The sequence below is a fragment of the Acidovorax sp. sif0632 genome (assembly GCF_019218805.1).
GTDB lineage: Bacteria > Pseudomonadota > Gammaproteobacteria > Burkholderiales > Burkholderiaceae_C > Acidovorax > Acidovorax facilis.
Genome location: NZ_JAHUWW010000009.1, coordinates 134,565 through 157,084, shown reverse-complemented (window position 1 = coordinate 157,084; position 22,520 = coordinate 134,565). Strand labels below are relative to the sequence as shown.

At 65.1% G+C, this 22,520-nt stretch carries 20 protein-coding genes; 10 read left to right on the top strand and 10 right to left on the bottom strand.

All coding sequences use genetic code 11. The features are described from left to right. Window positions 1-2 precede the first annotated feature (2 nt). A complete protein-coding gene (gene cphA, locus KW832_RS23645) occupies window positions 3-2,582 on the top strand; it encodes a cyanophycin synthetase (protein ID WP_218301692.1) in 2,580 nt (859 codons plus the stop codon). Continuing rightward, window positions 2,582-3,091: a CreA family protein gene (locus KW832_RS23640; RefSeq protein WP_218301691.1), complete on the top strand. Its 510-nt coding sequence runs from the start codon at window positions 2,582-2,584 to the stop codon at window positions 3,089-3,091. The genes cphA and KW832_RS23640 overlap by 1 nt, the downstream gene beginning before the upstream one ends. Window positions 3,092-3,222: 131 nt before the next feature. Here the strand turns inward: KW832_RS23640 and KW832_RS23635 are convergent, their stop codons facing one another. Further along, the gene (locus KW832_RS23635; protein WP_218301690.1) at window positions 3,223-3,873 is read right to left on the bottom strand and encodes a DsbA family oxidoreductase; all 651 of its coding nucleotides are present in this window, start codon (window positions 3,871-3,873) and stop codon (window positions 3,223-3,225) included. 194 nt (window positions 3,874-4,067) lie between these two features. Between KW832_RS23635 and KW832_RS23630 the strand changes: the two genes are divergently transcribed. Beyond that, window positions 4,068-5,816 (top strand): hypothetical protein, encoded by a 1,749-nt coding sequence (locus KW832_RS23630; RefSeq protein ID WP_218301689.1) that lies wholly within the window; start codon window positions 4,068-4,070, stop codon window positions 5,814-5,816. Between the two features lie 78 nt (window positions 5,817-5,894). Here the strand turns inward: KW832_RS23630 and KW832_RS23625 are convergent, their stop codons facing one another. Beyond that, the gene (locus KW832_RS23625) at window positions 5,895-7,418 is read right to left on the bottom strand and encodes an AMP-binding protein (protein WP_218301688.1); all 1,524 of its coding nucleotides are present in this window, start codon (window positions 7,416-7,418) and stop codon (window positions 5,895-5,897) included. Between the two features lie 294 nt (window positions 7,419-7,712). Here KW832_RS23625 and KW832_RS23620 point away from each other — a divergent pair, with 294 nt between their 5' ends. From KW832_RS23620 to KW832_RS23610, 3 genes are all read left to right on the top strand, one after another. Next, window positions 7,713-8,693 carry a YcjF family protein gene (locus KW832_RS23620; RefSeq protein ID WP_218301687.1) on the top strand — a complete coding sequence of 327 codons (981 nt, stop codon included), beginning with the start codon at window positions 7,713-7,715 and terminating at the stop codon, window positions 8,691-8,693. 199 nt (window positions 8,694-8,892) lie between these two features. Beyond that, window positions 8,893-10,251 (top strand): SPOR domain-containing protein, encoded by a 1,359-nt coding sequence (locus KW832_RS23615; protein WP_218301686.1) that lies wholly within the window; start codon window positions 8,893-8,895, stop codon window positions 10,249-10,251. 107 nt (window positions 10,252-10,358) lie between these two features. After that, the gene (locus KW832_RS23610) at window positions 10,359-11,111 is read left to right on the top strand and encodes a GDSL-type esterase/lipase family protein (protein ID WP_218301685.1); all 753 of its coding nucleotides are present in this window, start codon (window positions 10,359-10,361) and stop codon (window positions 11,109-11,111) included. Between the two features lie 25 nt (window positions 11,112-11,136). On the opposite strand, the gene KW832_RS23605 is transcribed toward KW832_RS23610, so the two are convergent. After that, the gene (locus KW832_RS23605) at window positions 11,137-11,913 is read right to left on the bottom strand and encodes an alpha/beta fold hydrolase (protein WP_255577926.1); all 777 of its coding nucleotides are present in this window, start codon (window positions 11,911-11,913) and stop codon (window positions 11,137-11,139) included. 13 nt (window positions 11,914-11,926) lie between these two features. After that, entirely contained in the window at window positions 11,927-12,937 is a 1,011-nt protein-coding gene (locus KW832_RS23600) for a M14 family zinc carboxypeptidase (protein ID WP_218301683.1), read from the bottom strand. 181 nt (window positions 12,938-13,118) lie between these two features. Here KW832_RS23600 and KW832_RS25785 point away from each other — a divergent pair, with 181 nt between their 5' ends. The 3 genes from KW832_RS25785 (at window position 13,119) to KW832_RS23590 (ending at window position 14,113) form a co-directional block, all read left to right on the top strand. Further along, window positions 13,119-13,250: a hypothetical protein gene (locus KW832_RS25785; protein ID WP_255354175.1), complete on the top strand. Its 132-nt coding sequence runs from the start codon at window positions 13,119-13,121 to the stop codon at window positions 13,248-13,250. Beyond that, a complete protein-coding gene (locus tag KW832_RS23595; RefSeq protein ID WP_176887027.1) occupies window positions 13,222-13,383 on the top strand; it encodes a hypothetical protein in 162 nt (53 codons plus the stop codon). The genes KW832_RS25785 and KW832_RS23595 overlap by 29 nt, the downstream gene beginning before the upstream one ends. Before the next feature lie 256 nt (window positions 13,384-13,639). Beyond that, window positions 13,640-14,113, top strand: a complete 474-nt coding sequence (locus KW832_RS23590) for an HU family DNA-binding protein (protein WP_121421155.1) — start codon at window positions 13,640-13,642, stop codon at window positions 14,111-14,113. 140 nt (window positions 14,114-14,253) lie between these two features. On the opposite strand, the gene KW832_RS23585 is transcribed toward KW832_RS23590, so the two are convergent. From KW832_RS23585 to KW832_RS23570, 4 genes are all read right to left on the bottom strand, one after another. Further along, on the bottom strand, window positions 14,254-16,053 hold the full coding sequence (locus tag KW832_RS23585; protein ID WP_218301682.1) for a feruloyl-CoA synthase: 1,800 nt from the start codon (window positions 16,051-16,053) through the stop codon (window positions 14,254-14,256). Window positions 16,054-16,324: 271 nt separating this feature from the next. Beyond that, complete coding sequence (locus KW832_RS23580; protein WP_218301681.1) at window positions 16,325-17,266, bottom strand: 3-hydroxyacyl-CoA dehydrogenase NAD-binding domain-containing protein; 942 nt, start codon at window positions 17,264-17,266, stop codon at window positions 16,325-16,327. Window positions 17,267-17,277: 11 nt separating this feature from the next. Further along, window positions 17,278-18,270 carry a Bug family tripartite tricarboxylate transporter substrate binding protein gene (locus tag KW832_RS23575; protein ID WP_218301680.1) on the bottom strand — a complete coding sequence of 331 codons (993 nt, stop codon included), beginning with the start codon at window positions 18,268-18,270 and terminating at the stop codon, window positions 17,278-17,280. Between the two features lie 40 nt (window positions 18,271-18,310). Next, window positions 18,311-19,231 (bottom strand): 3-keto-5-aminohexanoate cleavage protein, encoded by a 921-nt coding sequence (locus KW832_RS23570; RefSeq protein ID WP_218301679.1) that lies wholly within the window; start codon window positions 19,229-19,231, stop codon window positions 18,311-18,313. Window positions 19,232-19,361: 130 nt separating this feature from the next. Here KW832_RS23570 and KW832_RS23565 point away from each other — a divergent pair, with 130 nt between their 5' ends. After that, complete coding sequence (locus KW832_RS23565; protein ID WP_055393318.1) at window positions 19,362-20,054, top strand: Crp/Fnr family transcriptional regulator; 693 nt, start codon at window positions 19,362-19,364, stop codon at window positions 20,052-20,054. A 47-nt stretch (window positions 20,055-20,101) separates the two neighbouring features. Here the strand turns inward: KW832_RS23565 and KW832_RS23560 are convergent, their stop codons facing one another. Both KW832_RS23560 and KW832_RS23555 read right to left on the bottom strand, forming a co-directional pair. Continuing rightward, complete coding sequence (locus KW832_RS23560; RefSeq protein ID WP_218301678.1) at window positions 20,102-20,929, bottom strand: alpha/beta fold hydrolase; 828 nt, start codon at window positions 20,927-20,929, stop codon at window positions 20,102-20,104. Continuing rightward, the gene (locus KW832_RS23555; RefSeq protein WP_218301677.1) at window positions 20,926-22,476 is read right to left on the bottom strand and encodes a benzoate-CoA ligase family protein; all 1,551 of its coding nucleotides are present in this window, start codon (window positions 22,474-22,476) and stop codon (window positions 20,926-20,928) included. Before KW832_RS23555 ends, KW832_RS23560 begins: the two co-directional genes overlap by 4 nt. Window positions 22,477-22,520: the final 44 nt, after the last annotated feature.

Here is a 22,520-nt window from a genome sequence, read left to right as displayed (position 1 = left end):
CCATGGATGTATCCCGCACCCGGGCCCTGCGTGGCCCCAACCTCTGGAGCCGCCACATGGCCATCGAGGCCGTGGTGACCTGCGCCGAAAACGAGCGCGCCGTGGGCCAGATGGCCGGGTTCGAAGCCCGCCTGCGGGCCCTGTTTCCCGCCATCGGCGCGCTGCACCCCGAAACCGGGGGCGGCGATGTCTCGCTGGCCCATGTGCTGCAGACTGCCGCCCTGGCATTGCAGGCGCAGGCAGGTTGCCCTGTCACCTTTGCGCGCACTACCGCCACCACCGATGCGGGTGTGTACCAGGTGGTCGTGGAATACAGCGAAGAGGCCGTGGGCCGCAAAGCCTTTGAGTACGCGCAGCAACTCATCAAGGCGGCGCAAGGCGAAGGCAATTTTGATGCCGACACCGTGATTGCCGAGCTGCGCGAGCTCGACGAAGACGAGCGCCTGGGCCCCAGCACCGGGTCCATCGTGGACGCCGCCGTGGCGCGCGGCATCCCCTACCGCCGCCTCACGCGTGGCAGCCTGGTGCAGTTTGGCTGGGGCTCCAAGCAGCGCCGTATCCAGGCGGCCGAGGTCGATTCGACCAGCGCCGTGGCCGAATCCATCGGCCAGGACAAGGACCTGACCAAACGCCTGCTGCATGCCGCTGGCGTGCCCGTGCCGCTGGGAAAACCGGTCGAGAGCGTGGACGAAGGCTGGGAAGTGGCCCTCAAGGTCGGCCTGCCCGTGGTGGTCAAGCCGCAGGATGGCAACCAGGGCAAGGGTGTAACGGTCAACATCACCGACCGCGCCCAGCTCGAAGAAGCTTACAAGAACGCCGCCGAATACGGCACCGTGATGGTCGAGCGCTTTTTGCCGGGCCATGACTTCCGCCTGCTGGTGGTCGGCGACCAACTGGTGGCCGCTGCACGCCGCGAGCCGCCCCAGGTGCTGGGCGACGGCCAGCACACGGTGCGCGAGCTGGTCAACCAGGTCAACCTCGACCCACGCCGGGGCGAGGGCCATGCCACCTCGCTCACCAAGATCCGGCTCGACGACATTGCCGTGGCCCGCCTGGCCATGCAAGACCTGACGCCCGACTCGGTGCCCGCCAAGGGCCAGCGCGTCGTCCTGCGCAACAACGCCAACCTGTCCACGGGTGGCACCGCCACCGACGTGACCGATGACGTGCATCCCGAGGTTGCCGCACGCGCTGTGGCCGCCGCCCAGATGGTGGGCCTGCACATCTGCGGCGTGGATATGGTTGCCGAGACCGTGCTGCGCCCGCTCGAAGAGCAAGGCGGCGGCTTTGTGGAAGTGAACGCCGCCCCCGGCCTGCGCATGCACCTGGCACCCAGCTACGGCAAGCCCCGCAACGTGGGTCAGGCCATGGTGGACAAGCTCTACGCCCATGGCGACGATGGGCGCATCCCAGTGGTGGCCGTCACCGGCACCAACGGCAAGACCACCACGGCCCGCCTCATCGCCCACCTGTTCACCGCCCAGGGCCTGCGCGTGGGCATGACCAACACCGACGGCGTGTACGTGAACGGCCGCCAGATCGACAGTGGCGACTGCAGCGGCCCCAAGAGCGCCCGCAACGTGCTGCTGCACCCCGAGGTGGATGCAGCCGTGTTCGAGACCGCCCGTGGCGGCATCCTGCGCGAAGGCCTGGGGTTTGACCGCTGCCAGGTGGCCGTGGTCACCAACATCGGTGCGGGAGACCACCTGGGCCTGAACTACATCACCACGGTGGAAGATCTGGCCGTGCTCAAGCGCGTGATCGTGCAGAACGTGGCCACCACAGGCTACGGCGTGCTCAATGCGGCCGACCCCATCGTGGCCGCCATGGCGCCCGCCTGCCCTGGCAAGATCATCTTCTTTGCGAGCGACCGCCACCATCCCGTGATGGCCACGCACCGCGCTCAGGGCCACCGCACGGTGTATGTGGATGGCGACTCCATCGTGGCTTCGGAAGGCTCGTGGCGCGAGACCATCCACCTGCGCGACGTACCCATCACACGCAACGGCAAGATCGGTTTTCAGGTCGAGAACGTCATGGCGGCCGTGGCCGCCGCATGGGGCGTGGGCATGCCATGGCAGACCATTCGCCGCGGCCTGTCAGGCTTTGTGAACGACAGCGACAACGCGCCCGGCCGCTTCAACATCATGGACTACCGGGGCGCCACCGTGATTGCCGACTACGGCCACAACCCCGACGCCATGCGCGCCCTGGTGGGCGCCGTGGACGCCCTGCCCGCCAAGCGCCGCAGCGTGGTGATCAGCGGCGCGGGCGACCGCCGCGACGAAGATATCCGCGACCAGACCGTGATCCTGGGCGCCGCATTTGACGACGTGATCCTGTACCAGGACGCTGCCCAGCGCGGCCGCGCCGATGGCGAGGTGATGGCCCTGCTGCGCGAAGGACTGGCAGGCGCATCGCGCACCACACACGTCGAAGAGATTCGCGGTGAGTTCATCGCCATCGACGCCGCCCTGGCGCGCCTGCAACCGGGCGACCTGTGCCTGGTGCTGGTGGACCAGGTCGAAGAAGCCCTCGCCCACCTGTCCCAGCGCTGCACCGAAGCCGGGGCCGCTGCGTGATGGCCCTCAAGCAAACGGCCACCTCGGCGCTGCTGGCCCTGGCCGCAGCCACTGCCTGGGTGGGCGTGGCTGACACTGCCCAGGCAGCGCCCGGCGAAAAAATCGGCACGGTGGACACCGCCTTCCAGTGGATCGGCCGCGACCACGACATCCTCGTGGAAGCCTATGACGACCCCGGCGTTTTGGGCGTGACCTGCTACGTCTCGCGCGCACGCACGGGCGGCATCAAGGGCACCCTGGGCCTGGCCGAAGACCGCGCTGAAGCCTCCATCGCCTGCCGCCAGGTGGGGCCTATCAGCTTCCCCGAGCCGCTCAAGAAGCAGGAAGAGGTGTTCAGCGAACGCATGTCCATCCTGTTCAAGCGCCTGCGCATCGTGCGCATGGTCGACCCGGCCCGCAACACGCTGGTCTACCTCACCTACTCCGAAAAACTCATCGACGGCTCGCCGCAGAACAGCGTGACCGCCGTGCCGGTGGACCGGGCCATGGCCATCCCGCTGCGCAAATAAGCGGGCAAGGCCGTACACCACAGAAATCAGAAAACACAAAGGGGCCACGGCCCCTTTGTGTTGTTTTATATAAAACCAGCCCCTAGCGCTTATCCATCAAGCGTCAGCAGCTATCAAAACAATAGTATTCATCAAGCCTGGCTGGCAATCTGCCGCAGCGCCTGCTCAAACACCTCCACTGGCTGACCACCTTGAATCAGGTGGCGCTCATTGATGATGATGGCGGGCACCGAGTGGATGCCGTTTTGCAAATACAACTGCTCACGCTCGCGCACCTCTTCAGCGAAACGGTCAGACGCCAATAGTTCACGCGCCTCGTCCACATTCAGCCCGACCTCACCCGCCACGCGCACCAGCACTTCGTGGTTGCTCGGGTCTTGCCCATCGGTGAAATAGGCTTTGAACAGCGCATGCTTGAGCTGCGGCTGCAAGCCCTTCTCTTCGGCCCAGTGCAGCAGGCGGTGCGCGTCAAAAGTGTTGTAGACGCGGCTGCGTTTGCCTTTGCCAAACGTGAACCCCAAGTCCGCGCCACGCGCGGCAATGGCCTCGCGGTTGCGTTCGAGCTGCTCGGGCGTGGAGCCATACTTTTCCTGCAGATGCTCAGTGATGTCCTGGCCCTCAGGGCCCATCTGCGGGTTCAGCTCGAAAGGCTGAAAGTGCATGTCAAGGGCCACTTCGCCCTTCAGGCGATCAGCCGCCTGCTCCAGCGCCTTGAGGCCGATGATGCACCAGGGGCAGGAGACATCGGAGACGAAATCGATCTTGAGGGTTTTGGTAGTCATGGCAAGCTAAAAAAATTAGAGCTGGATGGTAGACCAATGCATTGGCCTTCGCAGGAGGGCGCTTTTGTGCCCCTGAAGCGCCCGCTTCCTGCCCCAGTGTTCTCTAGTGTGGCGTTGCACGCTAGCGCAGAACGCCAGGCTTCAGTCCTCCTCGTTTCTGCCGATATCTGTCAGACAGCTATGAAATATCCTGAATGAGTGCGATCAGCCTCTCCCCTCTTTCCACAAGCTGGAGCCCGTCAGGAAATTCCACCCAAGCATCGGTGACGGCCTCTGCGCAGGCTTCTTCACGCGTGCCGATAGCGAGCGCCGTATCGCCGGACGTGACCCGCAACAGCGTCACAAACTTCACTCCATCTGCCATCCCGGAAGCCGTGCCTTCGACGATGGGTGACACCCGGTTTCTGCACGTTACCCAGTGGCCCTTGGCGATGGAGTCGATCGACGTCACCTACGAAGCAATCGCCCCATCGCAGACCAGCAGCCGGCAAATGCAGGTATGGGAGCAGACACCGACGACCGCTGTGGATCAGATCATCGGCCGAAACGCGAGCGCCACGACGGAAAAGGCAAGGTTTGCCGGTTTGGGGTCCGCCCTGATAGAGCAGGCCGCCCGCACCGGCTCGAGCTACCGTCAGACTGTGGTGAACCTCGGTGCAGTGAGTTCGCCCGACAAAATTCAAGGCAAGGCTACTGGCGCTATGTGGGGCATTCAATCCAGCCCCAGCGCCAGTGCGACATTTGCCATCACCACTCAATCTGGCGCCACGGTGCGGATCTCCATAGCCGACCAGCGGGAGCAACGCGCCACAGGCTCTGGCATCGCGGTGCAGATCGAGGTGGATGGCAACCTTACGCAGCAGGAAAAGGACGCACTCCAATCCCTGGCAGAAGGTTTCGATATAGCTATCGAGGGCCTGACGGCTGAATCCCCTGTGCTGCGGCTGGACGGTCTGCTGAAGTTCGATAGCAAGCTCTTCACCAAGCTGGAATTCAAGGTCGATATCTATGGCGTGGACCAGGATGGCGTCCGCATCCAGAAGCTCGGTGCCAACATCAGCGCAGACGCCAAAACCCGCGAGATTGAACTCAAGAGCCCTGAAGGCACCGTAAAAATGAAGACCGATGTGCGGCAGCCCGCGCTATGGGGCACCGCAGACCAGAAGGCCTATGCCGTGCGGCAGTACCTCAGCCGCATCGACAAGGCAGCAGAGCGCGGGCATGCAGACAGCGGCTTGGTTGACCTGTTCAAGTCCAGCTTCGCCGCCCTGAACGGCAGCTATGAATCGGCAAACTCCCCTGGCAGGTCAGGCAGCGCCAGTATCAGCATTGCCGACCCGGTCGATCTGACGCGCGACGCCAACGCCTTCAGTGAAGGCGACAAGAGCCTGCTCACCGGCCTGGCGGACTTTGATGCATCGATTACCGCAACCCGCCGTGCGTCCAATCCGCGCCGCACCAAAGAGGTTGACACCTTCGAATACACACTCAAACAGTCCACTCAGATCTCCGGCTCATCCCCCAGCAACCGCGGCTTCACCCAGACCCAGTCCGCCAAGCTTTCTGCTGCCTATCACCAATCGCTGCACTCAAGAGCAGCACCAAAGTTGACATCAGACTCTGCAACCCAGAACTATTCCTACGAAAAGGTGGAAGACAGCAGCAGCACGCAGGTAGAGCTAGGCTACGAGAAGGATGAGCCTGTGCGCGCACTGATCACGCAGGCCGCCTCGCAATCGCTGCACGTCCTCAAGGTGGAAAACAACAAGATCACCGAGAACACGGCAGAGCCAGCTCATGTGCAGTCAAAGCAGACAGATTTGCTGCCCTTGCTGAAGCAATTGAAACGGCAGCAGGATGCGAACCAGTTGACGGATGACGAGAAACAAAAGCAGCTGCAGGAATGGGGCGGAATGGTGCTGGGAAGCTTGGCCACGGATTAGCACCGCTGAAAAATTTCGTTGACGCAGCGCCCGTGCGTTCTCTGCTGCGCAAACTGACAAAGACGCCGAACACCCGCGCTAACCCGTTCGATCCGCCGAGAGCATCTCTCGAAGTGCTGTCTTTGGCACTTTGCCATAGCTGTTCTTGGGCAAAGCCTGCACAAAGCGGTACAGCCGAGGGCGCTTGAAACGGGCTATATGGGCCAGGCACAGCGCGTCCAGTGCATCCGGGCTCACGCCCTCCTCCGCCACCACAAAGGCCACAGGCACCTCGCCCCATTCCGCATCGAGCTGCCCCACCACGGCCACCTCGCGCACCTGGGGGTGCAGCAGAAGCACCTCCTCCACCTCGCGCGGGTAGATGTTGGAGCCGCCAGAGATGATCACGTCCTTGGAGCGGTCCTTGAGGGTGAGGAAACCATCGGCATCCAGCGCGCCCATGTCGCCGGTGTAGAGCCAGCCATCGCGCAGCGTCTGCGCCGTGGCTTCGGGGTTGTTCCAGTAGCCGGGCATGACGGTGTCGCCGCGCACCACCATCTCCCCGGTCTCGCCTGTGGGCATCGGCTGGCCTGCAGCATCGACCACACGCACCTCCACCAGCGACTGCGCCACGCCGACCGATACCATGCGCTCGGCCCAGCGCGGGTGGTTGCGGTCGGCCAGCTGGGCGCGCGACAGGGCCGTGATCGTCATGGGGCTTTCGCCCTGGCCGTAGATCTGCACGAAGCGGTTGCCGATCACGGCCAGCGCGTTGCGCAGGTCGTCGGCATACATGGGACCGCCACCGTAGACGATGGTCTTGAAGCCGCTCACGTCGGCACCCGTGGCGCGCACATGGTCCACCAGGCGGTGCACCATGGTGGGCGCCGCAAACAACGTGAGCTGGCCCACGCTGGCCGCAAGCTGCACCAGTTCCGCAGGCTCGAAGCCACCCGACAGCGGCACCACATGCCGCCCGCCGCGCAACACCTGGGCGTAGTTGTAGAGGCCCGCTCCGTGCGACATGGGCGCGGCGTAGACCATGGCATCGCCGGGCAGCACATCGTCCACGTCGGTGAAGTAGCAGGCCGTCATGGCCAGCAGATTGCGGTGGGTCTGCATCACCCCCTTCGGGCGGCCAGTGGTGCCGGAGGTGTAGAACAGTGAGGCGACATCCTCGGGTGCGCGATCGCAAACGTCCATGGGCGCGTGCGTGACGGCGGCGCGGTACGCTTCGGAGCCGAACACCAGCAGACCGGCATCCGCCGCCCCGGCCTCGCGCGCGGCCGGTGCCAACGCCTGCGATGCCAGCACCACACGCGCGCCGGAGTCGGCCAGCACGTAGGCCAGTTCTTTGGCATGCAGCTTGTAGTTGACCGGCACCGACACGGCCCCGGCCCACACGATGGCGTGCAGGGCCTCCAAGTACTCGGGCGCATTGGCGGCGTAGATGGCCACTCGGTCACCGGGGGCCACGCCGCATTGCGTGTGCAGATAGGCGGCCAAGGCGGCAGCGCGTGCGCCCAGGTCGCCGTAGGACCACAGCACGTCACTCCCCTGGAGTACAGCGGGCTGGTGGGCATGCAGCAAAGCACTGCGGCGCAGCAGGTGGGCGATGTTCATAGTGTGCACTCCACAACAAGGGGATTTTTCAGGGTCAGCCGCCTCCACAGCCGTGGAGACCTGTTGGCACTGCAGGCACTGTAGGCACGCCGGGCGCTGGCGCACAGTCGCCAAAATACCCAAGGGATAACCCGGCCCGCCCCCGAAACACCCAGTTACCACGCGCGCCCAAATCCCCACAGGCTGTGGCGTTGAAACTCCGTTGCCTAGACTGCATCTGATCCCATGCGCGCGGCCAGCCCACCCAGGCGAGCGCACCACCGTTTTTACCCAACGCCTTGCAGGCAACACCCCATGAACCTGGACCAGCAAAAATCCATTCTCACCATCGCCCTCCTGGCCGCGTTTGCGGACGGCAACAAGGACGACGCCGAGCGCGAAGAGATCCGCCGCATCGCCCAGTCGCTCGCGGGCGACGCAGGCGTGGCGGACCTTCCACGCATCTACCAGGAAGTGCTGCTCCGGCGCACCAGCGTGCAGGCGGCGGTGCAGGCCCTAAGCGACCCCATGCACCGCCAGCTGGCCTACGAAATGGCCGTGTGTGTGTGCGACGTGGATGGTCGCCAGACGGCGGCAGAACGCGAGTTTCTGAACGGCCTGAAGGCGGCGCTGCAGCTGGGCGCACCGCAGACCGACGCGTTTGACCGGGAAGCCGATGCGATCGTGGATGTGGCCGAAAAGGCCGTGCCTTTATCCGTGCCTGTGTCCGCGCCCATCGCGATCCCAGTGGCAGCCGCCGCCGCAGCCCCCAGCAGTGCTTTGGATGCCGAGCTGGACAAATCCATCCTCAACTACGCGCTGCTCAACGGTGCGCTGGAGCTGCTGCCGCAGTCCTGGGCGTCAATGGCCATCATCCCCATGCAGGTGAAGATGGTGTACGGCATTGGCAAGGCCCATGGCGTAGAGCTGGACCAGGGCCACATCAAGGAGTTCATCGCCGCTGCGGGCGTGGGCATGACGTCCCAGTACCTGGAGCAGTTTGGCCGCAAGCTGCTGGGCGGCCTGCTGGGCAAGGCGGCGGGTCGGACCATCGGCGGACTGGGCAGCGCCGCCACCGGCATGGCGTTTTCGTTTGCCACCACCTACGCGCTGGGGCAGGTGGCCAAGCGCTACTACGCCGGGGGCCGGGTCATGAGCACGGCCATGCTGCGCGATACCTTCCAGAACCTGCTGGGCCCCGCCAAGCAGATGCAGTCGCAGTACCTACCGCAGATCCAGCAAAAGGCCGCCACGCTGGACGCGGGGAAGATCATGGCGATGGTGCGCGGTGCCTGACACGCCACAGCCACTGCGGCAAACGCTATATTATTAATAGCTACCAGCGCTTAACAGATAAGCGCCAGAGGCCATTTTTAATCAAAATCCAGTGGCGAGGCCCGCGTGGACCAAACGCAATCAGGCCAGAGCGTTGCGCCCGCGCTGACCCGCGCGCAAACCAGGTGGCGCAAACATCGGCCCATGACAGAATCGGCCCATGCTCGACCACACGGACCCTGTCGCCTCCATCATCCCGGCCATGTCGCTCGACTCACCGTCCGACAACGCCATGACGGCGCTGTCCCGGCTGGCACTGGGACCCGTGAACACGGCCTACTACATGGCCGTTTTCGAGCGCTTTGACAACACTGGCCGCACGACCACCACCTGGAACTGGGCGGCCTGCCTTGCCACGCTCAACTGGATGCTGTTCAGGCAGTTGTGGACCCCCGCGCTGGTCTACCTGGCAGCGGCCGAAGGGCTGGCGCTCATCGTGTATGGCATCGGCCGGACCTTCCTGCAATGGCCGCCGGGCGTGGAACTGGGCGTGCTGGGCGCTTTTGCAATGCTGGCCTTTGCGGTGCCGGGCCTGTATGGCAACGCCATCCTGTATGCCGACATCCGCAAGCGGGTGGCCCGCGCGCTGGCGGCCTCACGCACGCTGCCCGAGGCCTGTGTGCTGCTGGAGAAGCAGGCCAGCTCACGCAAGCGGCTGCAGGCACTGGTGCTGGCCAACCTGGTGCTGGTGGCCGCAGCCGCGCTGGCATACCTGGTATGGGCCCCTTCGGACACCAAGCCGCTGGCCCTGGAGCCCGCCGTAACGGTGGCGCAAGCCACGGCGGCGGCTTCCCGGCCCAGCGCAGCGGCTTCTGCACCAGCCGCTGCCATTACGGCGGCACCAGCACCAGCACCAGCACCAGCACCAGCACCAGCACCAGCACCAGCACCCGTACCTGTTCCGGTTCCTGCACAAGAGCCCCCTACCCCCGCCCTTCCCGCCACCACCGCCTCGGCTCCTGACCCAGCGAAACCGGCAGCGGCCCCGCCCACCGTCAAGCCTGCGGCCACGGCAAACCCAGCGCCAAAGGCCGCAGCACCAGCCAGCACGCCAGCGCGATCCTCGGAGGCCACCCGCCCCGCTCCGGCTGCGGCCTCTGCAGCCTCCACGGTGTCCAAAACGCCCTCTTCAGCGCCCGCCACGGCTGCCCCCAAGCCCTCTGCAAAGACAACGCCCCCCGCCGAGCCCGCCAGCCGCGCGGCCTCGGCAGCCAAGGCCAAAACGCCCAAAGCCTCCGCTTCGGCCGCTGCGCCAGCATCCTCAGCCCCTCTCCCCACCGTGGGCACGGCGGCGGGCTACTACATCAACGTGGGGCTGTTTGCCGACGAAGCCAACGCCCGCAAGGCCCAGGCCCGCCTGCTCAACGAAGGGCTACCCGCCTTTCGCCAGGAGCTGAACAACGCCAAGGGCCGCCGCATCCGCGTGCGCGTGGGGCCCTATGAAAGCCGGGCGAAGGCAGAGGCCGCGGCCGCGTCGATCCGGGCGATGGCGCTGGAAGCTGTGGTTTTCAAGCAGTAGCCGACCGTAGCGGCGCGCCCGTCCTACTCGCTCCGTTGCCCGCCACCGACGCATCCGGCCCCTGCCTGTCGGTAGGCTGCAGCAAGGTCCTACTCTTGCTCCAGCCCATGAAACACGCCGTCCGTACCCGCCCCGCATCCTCGCGCCGCATGGTGGCCCTGGTGGCCATTGCCACAGGCGCACTCTTGCTCACCGCCTGCGCGCCCTGGCGCATTTGGACTGCTGCAGACCTGGCCCGCGAGGCCCAGCCCTACACTGCGCAACCGGATCAACCCGTGCGGCGGGTTCTGGTGGTGGGCGACAGCACGGCCGTGGGCACGGGGGCCAATGCCCCGCTCGACAGCCTGCCCGGGCGCATTGGCCAGGACCACCCGAAGTGGCACATCGATAACCTGGCCGCCAACGGTGCACGCTACGCCGACGTGGCCGCCCAGCTGGATCGGGCGTCTGCGGGCTACGACCTGGTGCTGGTACTCGCGGGTGGCAACGACGTGATCCGGTTGACAGCGCTGGATACCCTGCGCCCCCAGATCGAGCAGGTGGTAACCCTTGCACAACAAAAGGGCCAGCACGTGGTGCTGATGCCATGTGGCAACGTGGGGCATGCGCCGTTTTTCATCCCCCCGGTTTCGTGGGTGATGTCGCACCGATCTGAGGACCTGCACGCCATCGTCAAAGACGTCGCAGCCACGCGCCAGGCGCGCTATGTGCGCCTGCTCAAGCCACGCCATGAAGACCCGTTCGTGGCCCGTAGCAAGGCACTGAACGCCGCCGACGGCCTGCACCCCAGCAGCGCTGGCTACGAGGAGTGGTACCGCGAACTGGTGGCCCAGGGCGGGCTTGCCGGTCTGGGGGAGTGAACGCCAGCGCGGGGTTTGCGCCACCTCACGGCGAGCCCTCCATCCAGGACCGCACCTGCCCAATAACCCACTGCGCGTCATCCAGCGGAAGGTCATGTCCAGCCGACGGATGCATGCGCAGCGGCACCCCCCACGCCCGTGCGATGGTCTGCGAACACTGGCAAGACACCAGCCTGTCGTTCTGGCTGGCCAACAGCAGGATGCGGGGGCTGTCTGAGACCGGCACCAGGGGCGTTGCAACAGGCGCCGTGTAGCGCGCTGCAGCCACCAACTGGCGCAGGGCGTTGGATGCCGACACCGGTCGCTGCCTGCGCAGGGCCACCCAATCGTCTACCACCGCCCCCTTGGCGTGGGCAAGGTTGCTGGTCATTCGCAGCACGGTCTTTTCAATGGTGAGCGGGCTGCTCCAGGGCGCGACGCAGCGCAGCACCTGCAGATATCTGGCTGGCCGAAGCCGTTGGGAGAAGGGGCTGAAGGGCCGCAGACTGGTGTTGATCAACACACAGCCCACCAGTTCCTCAGGCGCCACCCGCGCCCACTCGGTCGCCACCATGGCGCCCAGCGACATGGCCAGCACCCGAAAAGGTGGCCGCACACCTTGCGCGGCCAGCTGGGCACGGCAGGCGTCCACCATGCCCCGCACCGTGGCGGGCGACACGGCCCGGTGCAGCAGGCCATTGCCAGGCAAGTCTTGCACCACAACGCGGGCACCCGGCAGGGCGTGCTCGAACGCTTCGACAAACGAGCCCCAGTGCGCGGCCTCGCGCGTGAGGCCTCTGAGCAGAATCCATGGATGGTGCATGGGGAACACCTCTTCAGTACCACGCGGCCAGGGCATCCGCCCTGCGCTGCGCCCGCGCTTCGGGGGCTGGCACCCAGCGCTCGTGGCTACAGGCCGCGCGGGCCAGAAAATCGAGCAGTGACAGATGGCGCCGCAGCACCCGCTGCTGGCGGTGGTTGATGAGCGGGTTGAAGATGCCGTTGCGCGAAAACAGCTGGCGCGGGTTCTTCTTGATCCACAGCCACGACCCCATCTCCAGCGTGAGCGGCAGGAAGGTGTGTGTGGGCGCCTCGCGGCAGACCTGCAGGTACAGGTGGTCCCAAAGGTCGCCGTGCGCCAGGTACTGGGCGCTTTGCGGCTCGATGACGTACTGGTGGTGGCTGTGGGCCTGCAGAAAGATCTCCTGCAGCGCATGCAACTCGGCCAGGTGCGCAATGGGCTTGCGCGTGTGGGCAAACGGAAACCACAGGCGGTCACGCACGCCAAACCCCGAATGGCAGTCGATGGCCATGCTGAACGGCCGCGCCAGCAACTCCTGGGCCACCACCTCGCACAGCGCCTGGCTTTCGGCCTCCATGGCATCGCCCGCGCGCCCCCGGTACCAAGGCAGCCCCGCGCTGATGCGTTGCCCGCCGATCCAGGGCGGCACGCGGTCCGTGGCATCGACCGGTGCATTGCGCATGAGGTCCACCCCGCGCGGATTGGCGCGTGTGGCGGCCCACATGCCACCCGGGTTGACCACGGGCATGAAAACCAGGCGCATCTGCTCCAGCTGGCGGTGCAGCGTGGTGTCCCACTGCAGCCGCATGACCACGTTCTGCAAGTAGGCGATGACCACCTCGGCGCCGATGCGCTCCAGCCCATGCACGCCTCCGAAAAAGCCGATGGCAGGCACGTCCAGCGACGGGTTGCCCACGCCGATGGCATGGATCGGAAAGCTGTGGCCCGACGCCAGCTGCACCTGCCGAACCACCTGCACCTGCAGATGGGGTGCCCCCAGCTCGATGATTTTTTCGAGCGCCAGCAACTCGGGCAGCGTGTTCATGGTGGATGGCGATGGCGGCGTGGGGCCGTGCAGCAAGGCGATAGGCAGCAAGCATAGCCCCGGCCCGCACGCGCCAACAGCGCCATGACGCATCTGTGTGAATTCGGCGAAACGACTCGGAACTGTCACACAAGCGCGTTAACTTGCCCGCAGACACAACCCTTCGAAGAGGCACACGATCATGCTCTGGAGATTGCTCGGACTGCAGCGGCTGCTGGATGAACTCTTTGATGCCCCGGGCTGGCCCAGCTTCGATTTGCCCAGCCCCGACGGATGGACCCACTATGAAGACGCAGCCGCAGCGCAGGACTGAGGTGCACCGCATCGCCCTGCTGTGCGGCACCCTCGGTTGTGCGCTGGCCTGGGGTCTGGTGGAGTTGCTGGCGCTGCAGCGCCAGCGCTACCACCAGTGGCGCCAACGCCACGAGACCCCTGCGCACCGCTGACGCAGCAGCAAGACGGACACATGCGTGCATGCATGTATGCGAGCGCGTGATCGCACGCAGCACACACGGCCTTCAGCAGACGCCAACTGCGCACGGCCCCTCACACGCAGCGTCTTTCTACAGCCCTTCTCAGAAGCCTCTAATGCTGGCGGGTCTTCGTTTTTGCACGGTATGCCGCAGTCGCACCTAAAATTGCGCACCTTCCCTTCATTGGGGGGAGGCATATTGCAACTCTGAACAAAGAAGAATCACCATCATGGCAACTGCAAAAAAGACTCCAGCGCCCGCGAAGAAGGCCGTCAAGGCGGCAGCACCTGCTGCTGCAAAGAAGGCGGCACCTGCCGCCAAGAAGGCTGCAGCCCCCGCAGCGAAGAAGGCCGCCGCACCAGTGGCCAAGCCTGTTGCTGCAGGCATCAAGCCGATCAAGACTGCCTTCAACAAGACCACGCTGATCGCCCACCTGGCCGAGCAGGCTGGTGTGGAACCCAAGGCCACCAAGGCCGTGCTGGCCGCACTCGAAGCCACCATCCTGGGTTCGGTGCACAAGAAGGGCTCCGGCGAATTCACGCTGCCCGGCCTCATGAAAATCGGCCTGCAGCAAATCCCCGCCAAGAAGAAGCGCTTCGGCAAAGACCCCTTCACCGGTGAAGAGCGCTGGTTCCCCGCCAAGCCTGCAGCCGTGAAGATCAAGACCCGCGCGCTGAAGAAGCTCAAGGACGCCACGGTCTGATCTCAGCCGTTGCGAAGGGCGTGACGGGGTGATGCCCCATCATTCCTTCTCCGCAAGAAAAGGACCCGTTGCCCAAGGCAGCGGGTCCTTTTTTACGGGTGGATTCGAAAAACCGCAGAAGGCGCTGCCACGGCACCCCGTCAGATTGAGATCACGTTGGGGGCAGCAGGGCTGGCATGCAGCAGCTCGACCTGTGCAGCACGGCGCGAGAGCACAGCGCCCTGGTTGATGTAGCCCTTGTCGGTGATTTCTCCAGCATCGGGGTCGGGCGGCGCCGCCATCACCAGTGCACGCGCGGGGCACTGCGATGAACCCGCGCCAGCAGTGCGGCGGGCCTGCATGGCACCGCGCAGGGCGTCGTCCAGCCGCGCGCGGTCCGCTGCACCGGCGGCAGAGGGAAACACCAGCATGCCCACTTCGTCCCGGTTGTGGCCCGTAAGCACGAGGTCCTGCACCAGGGGGGCCAACTCGGACACCAGTTCCACCCGCAGCGTGCCCACCGACACCCAGCTCCCGCTGGAGAGCTTGAAATCCTCGGCCACCCGGCCGTTGAAGACCACGCCACACTCCGGCCGCGCGGGGTCCACCAGGTAGCCCGCGTCACCGATGCGGTAGAAGCCATCGCTGTCAAACGCGGCGGCCGTCTCGGAGGGTGCATTGCGGTAGCCCGGAAACACCGATACACCCTTGACCCGCATTTCGAGCTTGCTGCCGTTGGGCACCAGCTTGAGTTCAAGCCCGGGCAACGGCGCACCGATACAGCCAGCGCCCTCCATGCGCCAGTGGGCGCTGGTCACTGCGGGCGATGTCTCCGTGGAGCCCCAGGACGTGGTCAGCCACAGCGGCGACGCGGGCCGCACGCGTACTGCCACGGCCTCCAGCCGCTGCCAGGTGGAAGGGGCCAGCGCTGCCGCGGCATAGAACGCCAGGCGCATGCGCGAGAGGATTTCAGCGGCCAGCGCGGCGTCTGCCTCCAGAAACGGCAACAGCATGTCGAAACCACGCGGAACATTGAAGAGCATCGTCGGCTTCACATCGCGCAGGTTGCGCACCGTCTTCTCGATAAGCCCTGGCACGGGCCGCCCTTCATCGATGTAGAGCGCGCCCCCATGGCACAGCACCATGTTGAGGTTGTGGTTGCCGCCAAAGGTGTGGCTCCACGGCAGCCAGTCCACCAGCACAGGCTTTTCGTGGGCCAGGAACCGCCAGGTCTGGGCCATCATCTGCTGGTTGGCGCACAGCATGCGGTGGGTGTTGATGACCACCTTGGGATGGCCCGTGGAGCCCGACGTCAGCAGGTACTTGGCAGGGTCGTCGGGCTGGATGGCCTCAAACGCCTGCGACACGGCCGGGCTTTCTAGGCCCGCCAGCAGTTGAGCAAAAGGCAAGGCGCCAGGCACGGCCTCGGCATGGCGGCTGAAGACCTTGACGGCATCGGACGCGTACCCCGCCAGGGCGGGCGCGTAGACCGAGGCGTCCGATGCATAAACCAGCGAAGGCTCCAGCACCGCAAGCATGCTGTGCAGGCGGCCCGGGTCTCGGGATCGTGCATAGGCGCTCGACAAGGAACAGGGCGTGATGCCCACATGCATCGCCGCCAGCATGAGCACCGCGTGGTCTACCGCGTTGTCGGAAAGAATGGCGATAGGGCGGCCCGCCGGCAGCTTCAGGTCCAGCAATGACTGCGCAACGGCGCCCACAGCCTGGCGCAATTCGCCATAGGTCAGTATGCGCCAGTGCTCGGCCGTCTCGTCACGCTCCGCCAAGGCCAGCGCGTGGGGTGTCTCGCGCGCCCACTGCTCCACCCATTCACCGATGCAGCGCGCATACGCGCCCAGCGCCACGGGGGAACGCAATACGAACGAGCCGTCGTCCTGATGGACCAACACCGTGGCGGGCGGTGCGATTTGGTTTTCATCGCCAAGAAATTCGGGGTGCATGGTGTGGGTGGTCTCTCGTGTTCTTGGGGCAGCAACAAAAATGGGCAACACAGCGCTAACCAGCGGCGCGGCGGTGCGCAGCACCACTGCTGGAAGCGCTTGGTTGAACCCGTCGAATAAACCCATGCGGCAGGACCGCACGGTGCAATAGCGGATTCAGACCGGCGAACAAAACCCAGCGAAGCGGTTCTGGCCGGGCGCTGCGTCGCAGGCAGTACGGGTAGTACGGCAAGACGCGGCAACAACGCCAGCAGGGTTCTGTTGGCCGCTCTCAGTCTAGGACGCGGGCATCTTGCTTGGCACGCAGAAGGTCTACCAGCAAGGCGTCGCGTGCAGCCACCAGCTCCGCACTGGTTCTCCCTCCAAGCGCCTGCGTAACGCCGTCAGCGACACGGCTTTGCAGCGCTGGCGTCATCTGCGGAGCCCCCAGGTCCTGCCACCAGTCTTCGATGGGGCCGCCGAGGTGCGCGAGCAAATGGGCGATTCCACCTTCGCCGCCGGAGAGGTGCAAGTTCATGAAAGGCCCCATCAGCGCCCAGCGCAGCCCCGGGCCATGGGCAATGGCGGTGTCGATGTCGCTCACACTGGCAACCCCCTCGTGGACCAGATGAAACGCCTCCCGCCACAGCGCCGCCTGCAGGCGGTTGGCAATGTGCCCCTTGATTTCGCGCCGAACATGGATGGGGCGCTTACCGATGGCGGTGTAGAAATCCATCGCGGTAGTGATCGCCTGGGCCGATGTCTTTTCGCCTCCGCCCACCTCCACCAGCGGGATCATGTGCGGGGGGTTGAACGGATGGCCCAGCACCACGCGCTCCGGGTGTTTGCACTGGGCCTGCATGGCCGTAACAGACAGCCCTGAAGAGCTGGAAGCCAGGATGGCATGCGACGGGGCGGCTTCGTCTATGCGGCGCAGCAGATCCACCTTGAAGTCCAGCCGCTCCGGCCCGTTTTCCTGCACGAAGTCCGCCTGCCCCACGGCGTCCTCCAGCTGAGCATGAAAGTGCAGCCTTGCCGTGCTGGCGCCCGGCGCAAGCCCTTGCCGTTGGAGCACCGGCCAGTGCTGTGCCACGGCATCGTGCAGGCGCTGCTCGGCCCCCGGAGAAGGATCGGTGGCATCCACGTTCAGCCCCCGGGCGAGAAAGTACGCAGCCCAGCTTGCACCAATGACGCCAGTGGCAACCACCGCCACCCGGTTCACGGAAGCATCCATGTCCGTGCCCTTCAGGACTCGGCCGTGAAGCCGATCTTCTTGACCAGAGGCCCCCATCGATCTGCCTCCGCCTGTTGCGATGCGGCCATCTCTGCGGCGGTGGAGCCCTTGGCAATCAGGCCCACCACAGCCAGGCTGTCGATCACCGACTTTTCCTTGATCGCCATGTTGATGGCAGCGTTGGCGGCTGCAACCACGCTGGCCGGTGTCTTGGCGGGTGCGTAAAAGCCAAACCACTCCTCGGTCGTCAGCTCGGGGAAGCCCTGCTCCGCAAAGGTGGGCACCTCGGGCGAAAACGGCGAACGCGCCTGGCCAGAGGTGGCGATCAACCGCAGCTTGCCCGCCTTGTGGTTGGGAATGAAGTCGCCGCTGGGCGTCACCATGGAGGCAATCTGCCCACCCACCACATCGGTCACACCGGGAATGGAGCCCCGGTAGGGCACATGCTTGAGGTCCACACCGTTGTTCAGCCCCAGCAGCGCACCGATGAAATGGGGGGTAGAGCCCGCCGCTGGCGAGCCGTAGTTGGCCTGCCCCGGGTTCGCCTTGGCCCAGGCCAGGAAGTCCTTCACGTTCTTCACCGAGGCTGGCACCAGCGGCCCCACGGCCAGCCCATGGTGCATAACGGCGGCGATGGACACCGCCACGAAGTCTTTCGTGGGGTCGTAACTGAGTTTGCTGTAGATGTGCGGATAGATGGACGTGCAGGAAAACGGCGACAGCGTGAGCACGCTGCCATCAGTGGGGGCGCCCTTGAGCGCCTCGAGCGCAATGCGCCCGCCTGCACCAGGCTTGTTCTCCACCACGGCGGCATTGCGGGTATACGACGAACCCGCCAGCTTCTCACCCACCCGGCGCGCCACGCTGTCACCCGCGCTGCCCGCCGGGAAGCCGTAGAAAATCTTCACCTGCTCCAGCGTCTGGGCCATCGCGCTCCAGGGAGTCAGTGTCCCCAGCGCGGTTGCATAGCCCAGGTGGTTCATGAATTGGCGGCGTGTCTGCATCATCTGTCTCCTCTTTCTTGGTGGGTGAAATCGCAACAACTCAATCGATTGCAAAGGCGGGGCGAACGCCGCCTGCGCGGGGCAGACCCATGAGGGCGCGGGCCTCTGCCGGCGAAGCGGACTCCATGTCCAGCTCCCGAATGATGCGCACGATGCGCTCCGTCAGCTGCACATTGGTGGCCAGTTCGCCCTGGCGGAAATACAGGTTGTCCTCCAGCCCCACGCGGGCATGCCCACCCAGCAGCAGCGCCGCCACATTGGCTTCGAGCTGCGAGGGGCCGATGCCACTCACGCAAAAGATGCTGTTGCGCGGCAGGGTGTCCACCATCATCTGCAGGTAGCGCGGCGAATACGGCATGGCGTTCTGGAAGCTGCGGTGCACGTTCATCACGAGGTTGATGAAATGCGGGCCCTCGTCGTGCCCCTCATCGATCAAGGTGGTGGCATCCTGCAGGATGTGTGTGGGGCTGAACACCTCCCACTCGGGCTTGATGCCGCGTGCCTTCATGCCCAGTGCCAGTTCGCGCCCTTTGCTGAGCGGGGTGTCCATGAGGATCTCGCGGCCGTCAAAGCTCAGATTGAGCGTGGTGGCATCCAGGGTGCACATCTCGGCCCCCGCATCCATGCCCTTGATGCGCTCTTCCCAGGCGATCTCCCAGCGGTCACCGGACAGCGGCCGCACCATGTCGCCATGCACACCACCGCCGGTAGAGTTGTTGATGACGATGTCGCAGCCTTTGGCCCGGATGCGGGTGTTGATGTCGCGGTAGATATCTGCGTTGCAAGTGGCGCCGTCATCCGGGCGCCGCGCATGGATGGCCACCACGCTGGCCCCTGCGTTCCAGCACCGCTGCACATCGTCGGCAATTTCACCGGGCTGGGTGGGCAGGTGCGGGTTCTGCGACTTGTGGGCCATGCCACCGGTGGGAGCGATGGTGACGATGACTTTGCGCTTTGTCATGACATGGACTGGTGGAAAATGGTAATGCACCCATTATTTTTTTTAGCGTCTGCATACTCAGTCATCGCGATGACATTTGGACTCAGGGTATACGAGGACGCCTTTCTCCTTCACTCTGGAGCCTCACACCATGCTGGTCAAACTGGCGCCGCCGACGGTCGCCGATCTCCTGAAAAACTCAGCCTGGTTTCCCTTGCTGGACGAGAGCGCGCAGCGACGCGTCCTGGACGACCTGCGTGAAGTCGAAGTGGCCCAAGGCAGCGCCCTGTGCCGGCGCGGCGACGTTCCCCTGCACTGGTATGGTGCCGTTGAAGGACTGCTCAAGTGGACGGTGACCTCGGACAACGGGCGCTCGGTGACCCTCGGCGGTCTTTCTGCAGGCAGCTGGTTTGGTGAAGGAACCCTGCTGCGTGGCGTGCCGCGTACGGCGGACATCATTGCGCTGCGCCCCAGCCGGGTTGCGCTTTTACCCGTGGACACCTTTGAATGGCTGCACGCCACCCAGCGCAGTTTTGACCACTTTCTGCTGCGCCAGATCAACGAGCGCATGCACTGGTTTCTGGGCAATTTCACGGCCCACCACCTGCTGGACACGGACAGCCAGGTGGCGCGAGCGCTGGCAGGCCTTTTCCACCCCTGGCTGCACCCTGGCAGCGACCCTCACCTGCAGGTATCGCAGGAGGAAATCGCCAATCTGTCCGGTGTCTCGCGCCAGCGCTGCAACGCTGCACTCAAGCGCCTGGAGGCCGAGGGTGTGCTGCAGATCGAGTACGGCGGTATCACTGTGGTGAACCTGGAAGAACTGCGCCGCAGAGTTGAGTAAGGGCCGGCGCGGCGTTCGATGGGCGCAGGTGCAGGCCTATCGGGTGTTCACGGATTTCGGCCTGCTGCCATCACGAACGCCAAGGTCGCAGCGATCACATCGTCGGAACGATCGCGGTGGGGTGAATGCGCGCAATCGGACAGTTCCAGCAGCTGCGTTCCGGGCACACGGGCGGCAATGCCGTGGATCTGGGCCAGCGTGCCGTACTCGTCATTGAGCCCCTGCACGGCCAGTACGGGCACACACACGGTGCCCAGCTCTTTTTCGATGTTCCACGCGCGAAATGTCGGGTCGAGCCAGATGCGGTTCCAGCCCCAGAAAGCGGAGTCCGGGTCGTCGTGGTAACGGCCCAGCTTCCGGGGCAGGTCGGTGGTCTCGTAGGCATCCCGCGCCTGCTCGATGTTCTGGATGGTCACATCCTCCACAAAGAGGTGGGGCGCCAACACCACCAGACCGCTGACCCGCTGCGGGAACATCGATGCATACAGCAAGGCAATGGATGCGCCATCACTGTGGCCAAAAAACCAAGGCGGCTCGTTAACGCCCACAGCCTCCAAAAAAGCAGGCAATACCTCCCGCGCCTGCCGGTGCATGAAGTCCACACCCCAGGCTTCGTCGGGCGCTCGTGGTGTGGAGCGCCCATACCCCGGCCGCGAGAACACCAGACCCCGAAAGCCTCCCGCCTCGCAAAGCTGCTGCGGGAAGTCCTTCCACATCGCCACCGAACCCAGCCCTTCGTGCAAGAACACCACCAAAGGTGCGGAACGGCGCTCGGGCGCGATCCACTGGTGTTCCACCTGCACCGGCCGACCGCGCCAGTCGATCGTGACGAATTCGCAGGCACTGCTGGTACCGCCGCTGATGCCCCCGTTCACGCCCGGGACTCCAGCTCGCGCAGCCTGAAACGCTGGATCTTGCCCGTGGCGGTCTTGGGCAGCTCCGGTACGAACTCGATGAAACGCGGGTACTTGTAGGGCGCGAGTTTCTCCTTCACGAAGGCTTTGAGCTCGTCATGCGTCGCGGCCTTGCCATCCTTGAGCACCACAAACGCCTTCGTCTTGGTAAGGCCGTCTGCGTCCTGCTTGCCGATCACGGCGGCCTCCAGCACGGCGGTGTGCTGCATCAGCGTGGCCTCCACCTCGAACGGCGAGACGTAGATGCCGCTGACCTTGAGCATGTCGTCGCTGCGGCCTGCGTAGGTGTAATAGCCGTCCGCGTCGCGCACATACTTGTCGCCGCTTTTGGTCCACCCGCCCTGGAAGGTGTCGCGCGTCTTCTCGCGGTTGTTCCAGTACATCAAAGCAGCGCTGGGGCCCCGGATGTAGAGGTCGCCCACCTCGCCGTCGGGCACGCTCTGGCCGTCCTCGCCACGCAGTTCCACCTCGTAGCCCGGCACGGGCTTGCCGGTGGTGCCATAACGGATGTCGCCCGGGCGGTTGGACAAAAAGATGTGCAGCATCTCGGTGGAGCCAATGCCATCGATGATGTCGCAGCCAAAGTGCGCCTTGAAGCGCTGCGCGATCTCTGCGGGCAGCGCCTCGCCTGCCGAGGAGCACATGCGCAACGCCACCGCCGCACGCGCTGGCAACCGGGGTGATGCGAGCATGCCCGCGAAGCCTGTAGGCGCGCCAAAAAACACCGTGGGCTGGTGGTCCACCCAGCGCTTGAAGGTGGCATCGGGCGTGGGCCGCTCGGCCATCAGCACCACAGTGGCGCCCACGGACAGCGGGAAGGTGAGCGCATTGCCCAGGCCGTAGGCGAAGTACAGCTTTGCGGCTGAGAAACAGACGTCCTGCTGGGTGAGGCCGAGCACCGGCTTGCCATACAGCTCGGCCGTCCACCACAGGTTGCCGTGGGTGTGCACCGTGCCCTTGGGCTTGCCCGTAGAGCCCGACGAATAAAGCCAGAAGCCCGGGTCGTCCGCGCCGGTAGGCGCTGGTGCGGCCAACGGAGACGCACTGTTCAACGCCGCCTCCAGATCGCGGGCGCCCGCATGCAGCTTGCCCACCGGCAGCGATACCAGCAGCGTGCCCACTTCATGAGGACCGCGCGCCATGGCCTCGGACAATACAGGCAGCAAGGCCCCCGAAACCAGAGCAGCCTGCGCCCGGCTGTGCGCCAGCATGTAGGCATAGTCGTCTGCGGTCAGCAGGGTGTTGACCGCCACCGGCACCACCCCTGCATACAGGCAGCCCAGAAAGCACACGGGCCAGTCGCTGGTGTCGTGCATCAGCAGCAGCACCCGCTCTTCGCGCCGCACCCCCGCCTCAGCCAGCACGCTGGCCAGCCGCCGGGCGCGGTCTTCCAGATCGCCATAGCTCAGGCGCCCCCGGTCGTCGATGTAGGCCGTGCGCTCGGCATGCGCCCGGTTCAGGTCGAACAGATGTTCGGCGAAATTGAATCGCTCTGGCAGGCTGGTCATGGGGATGTCTCCGTATTGTTCTGGGCAATTCACAGGCCTTGGCA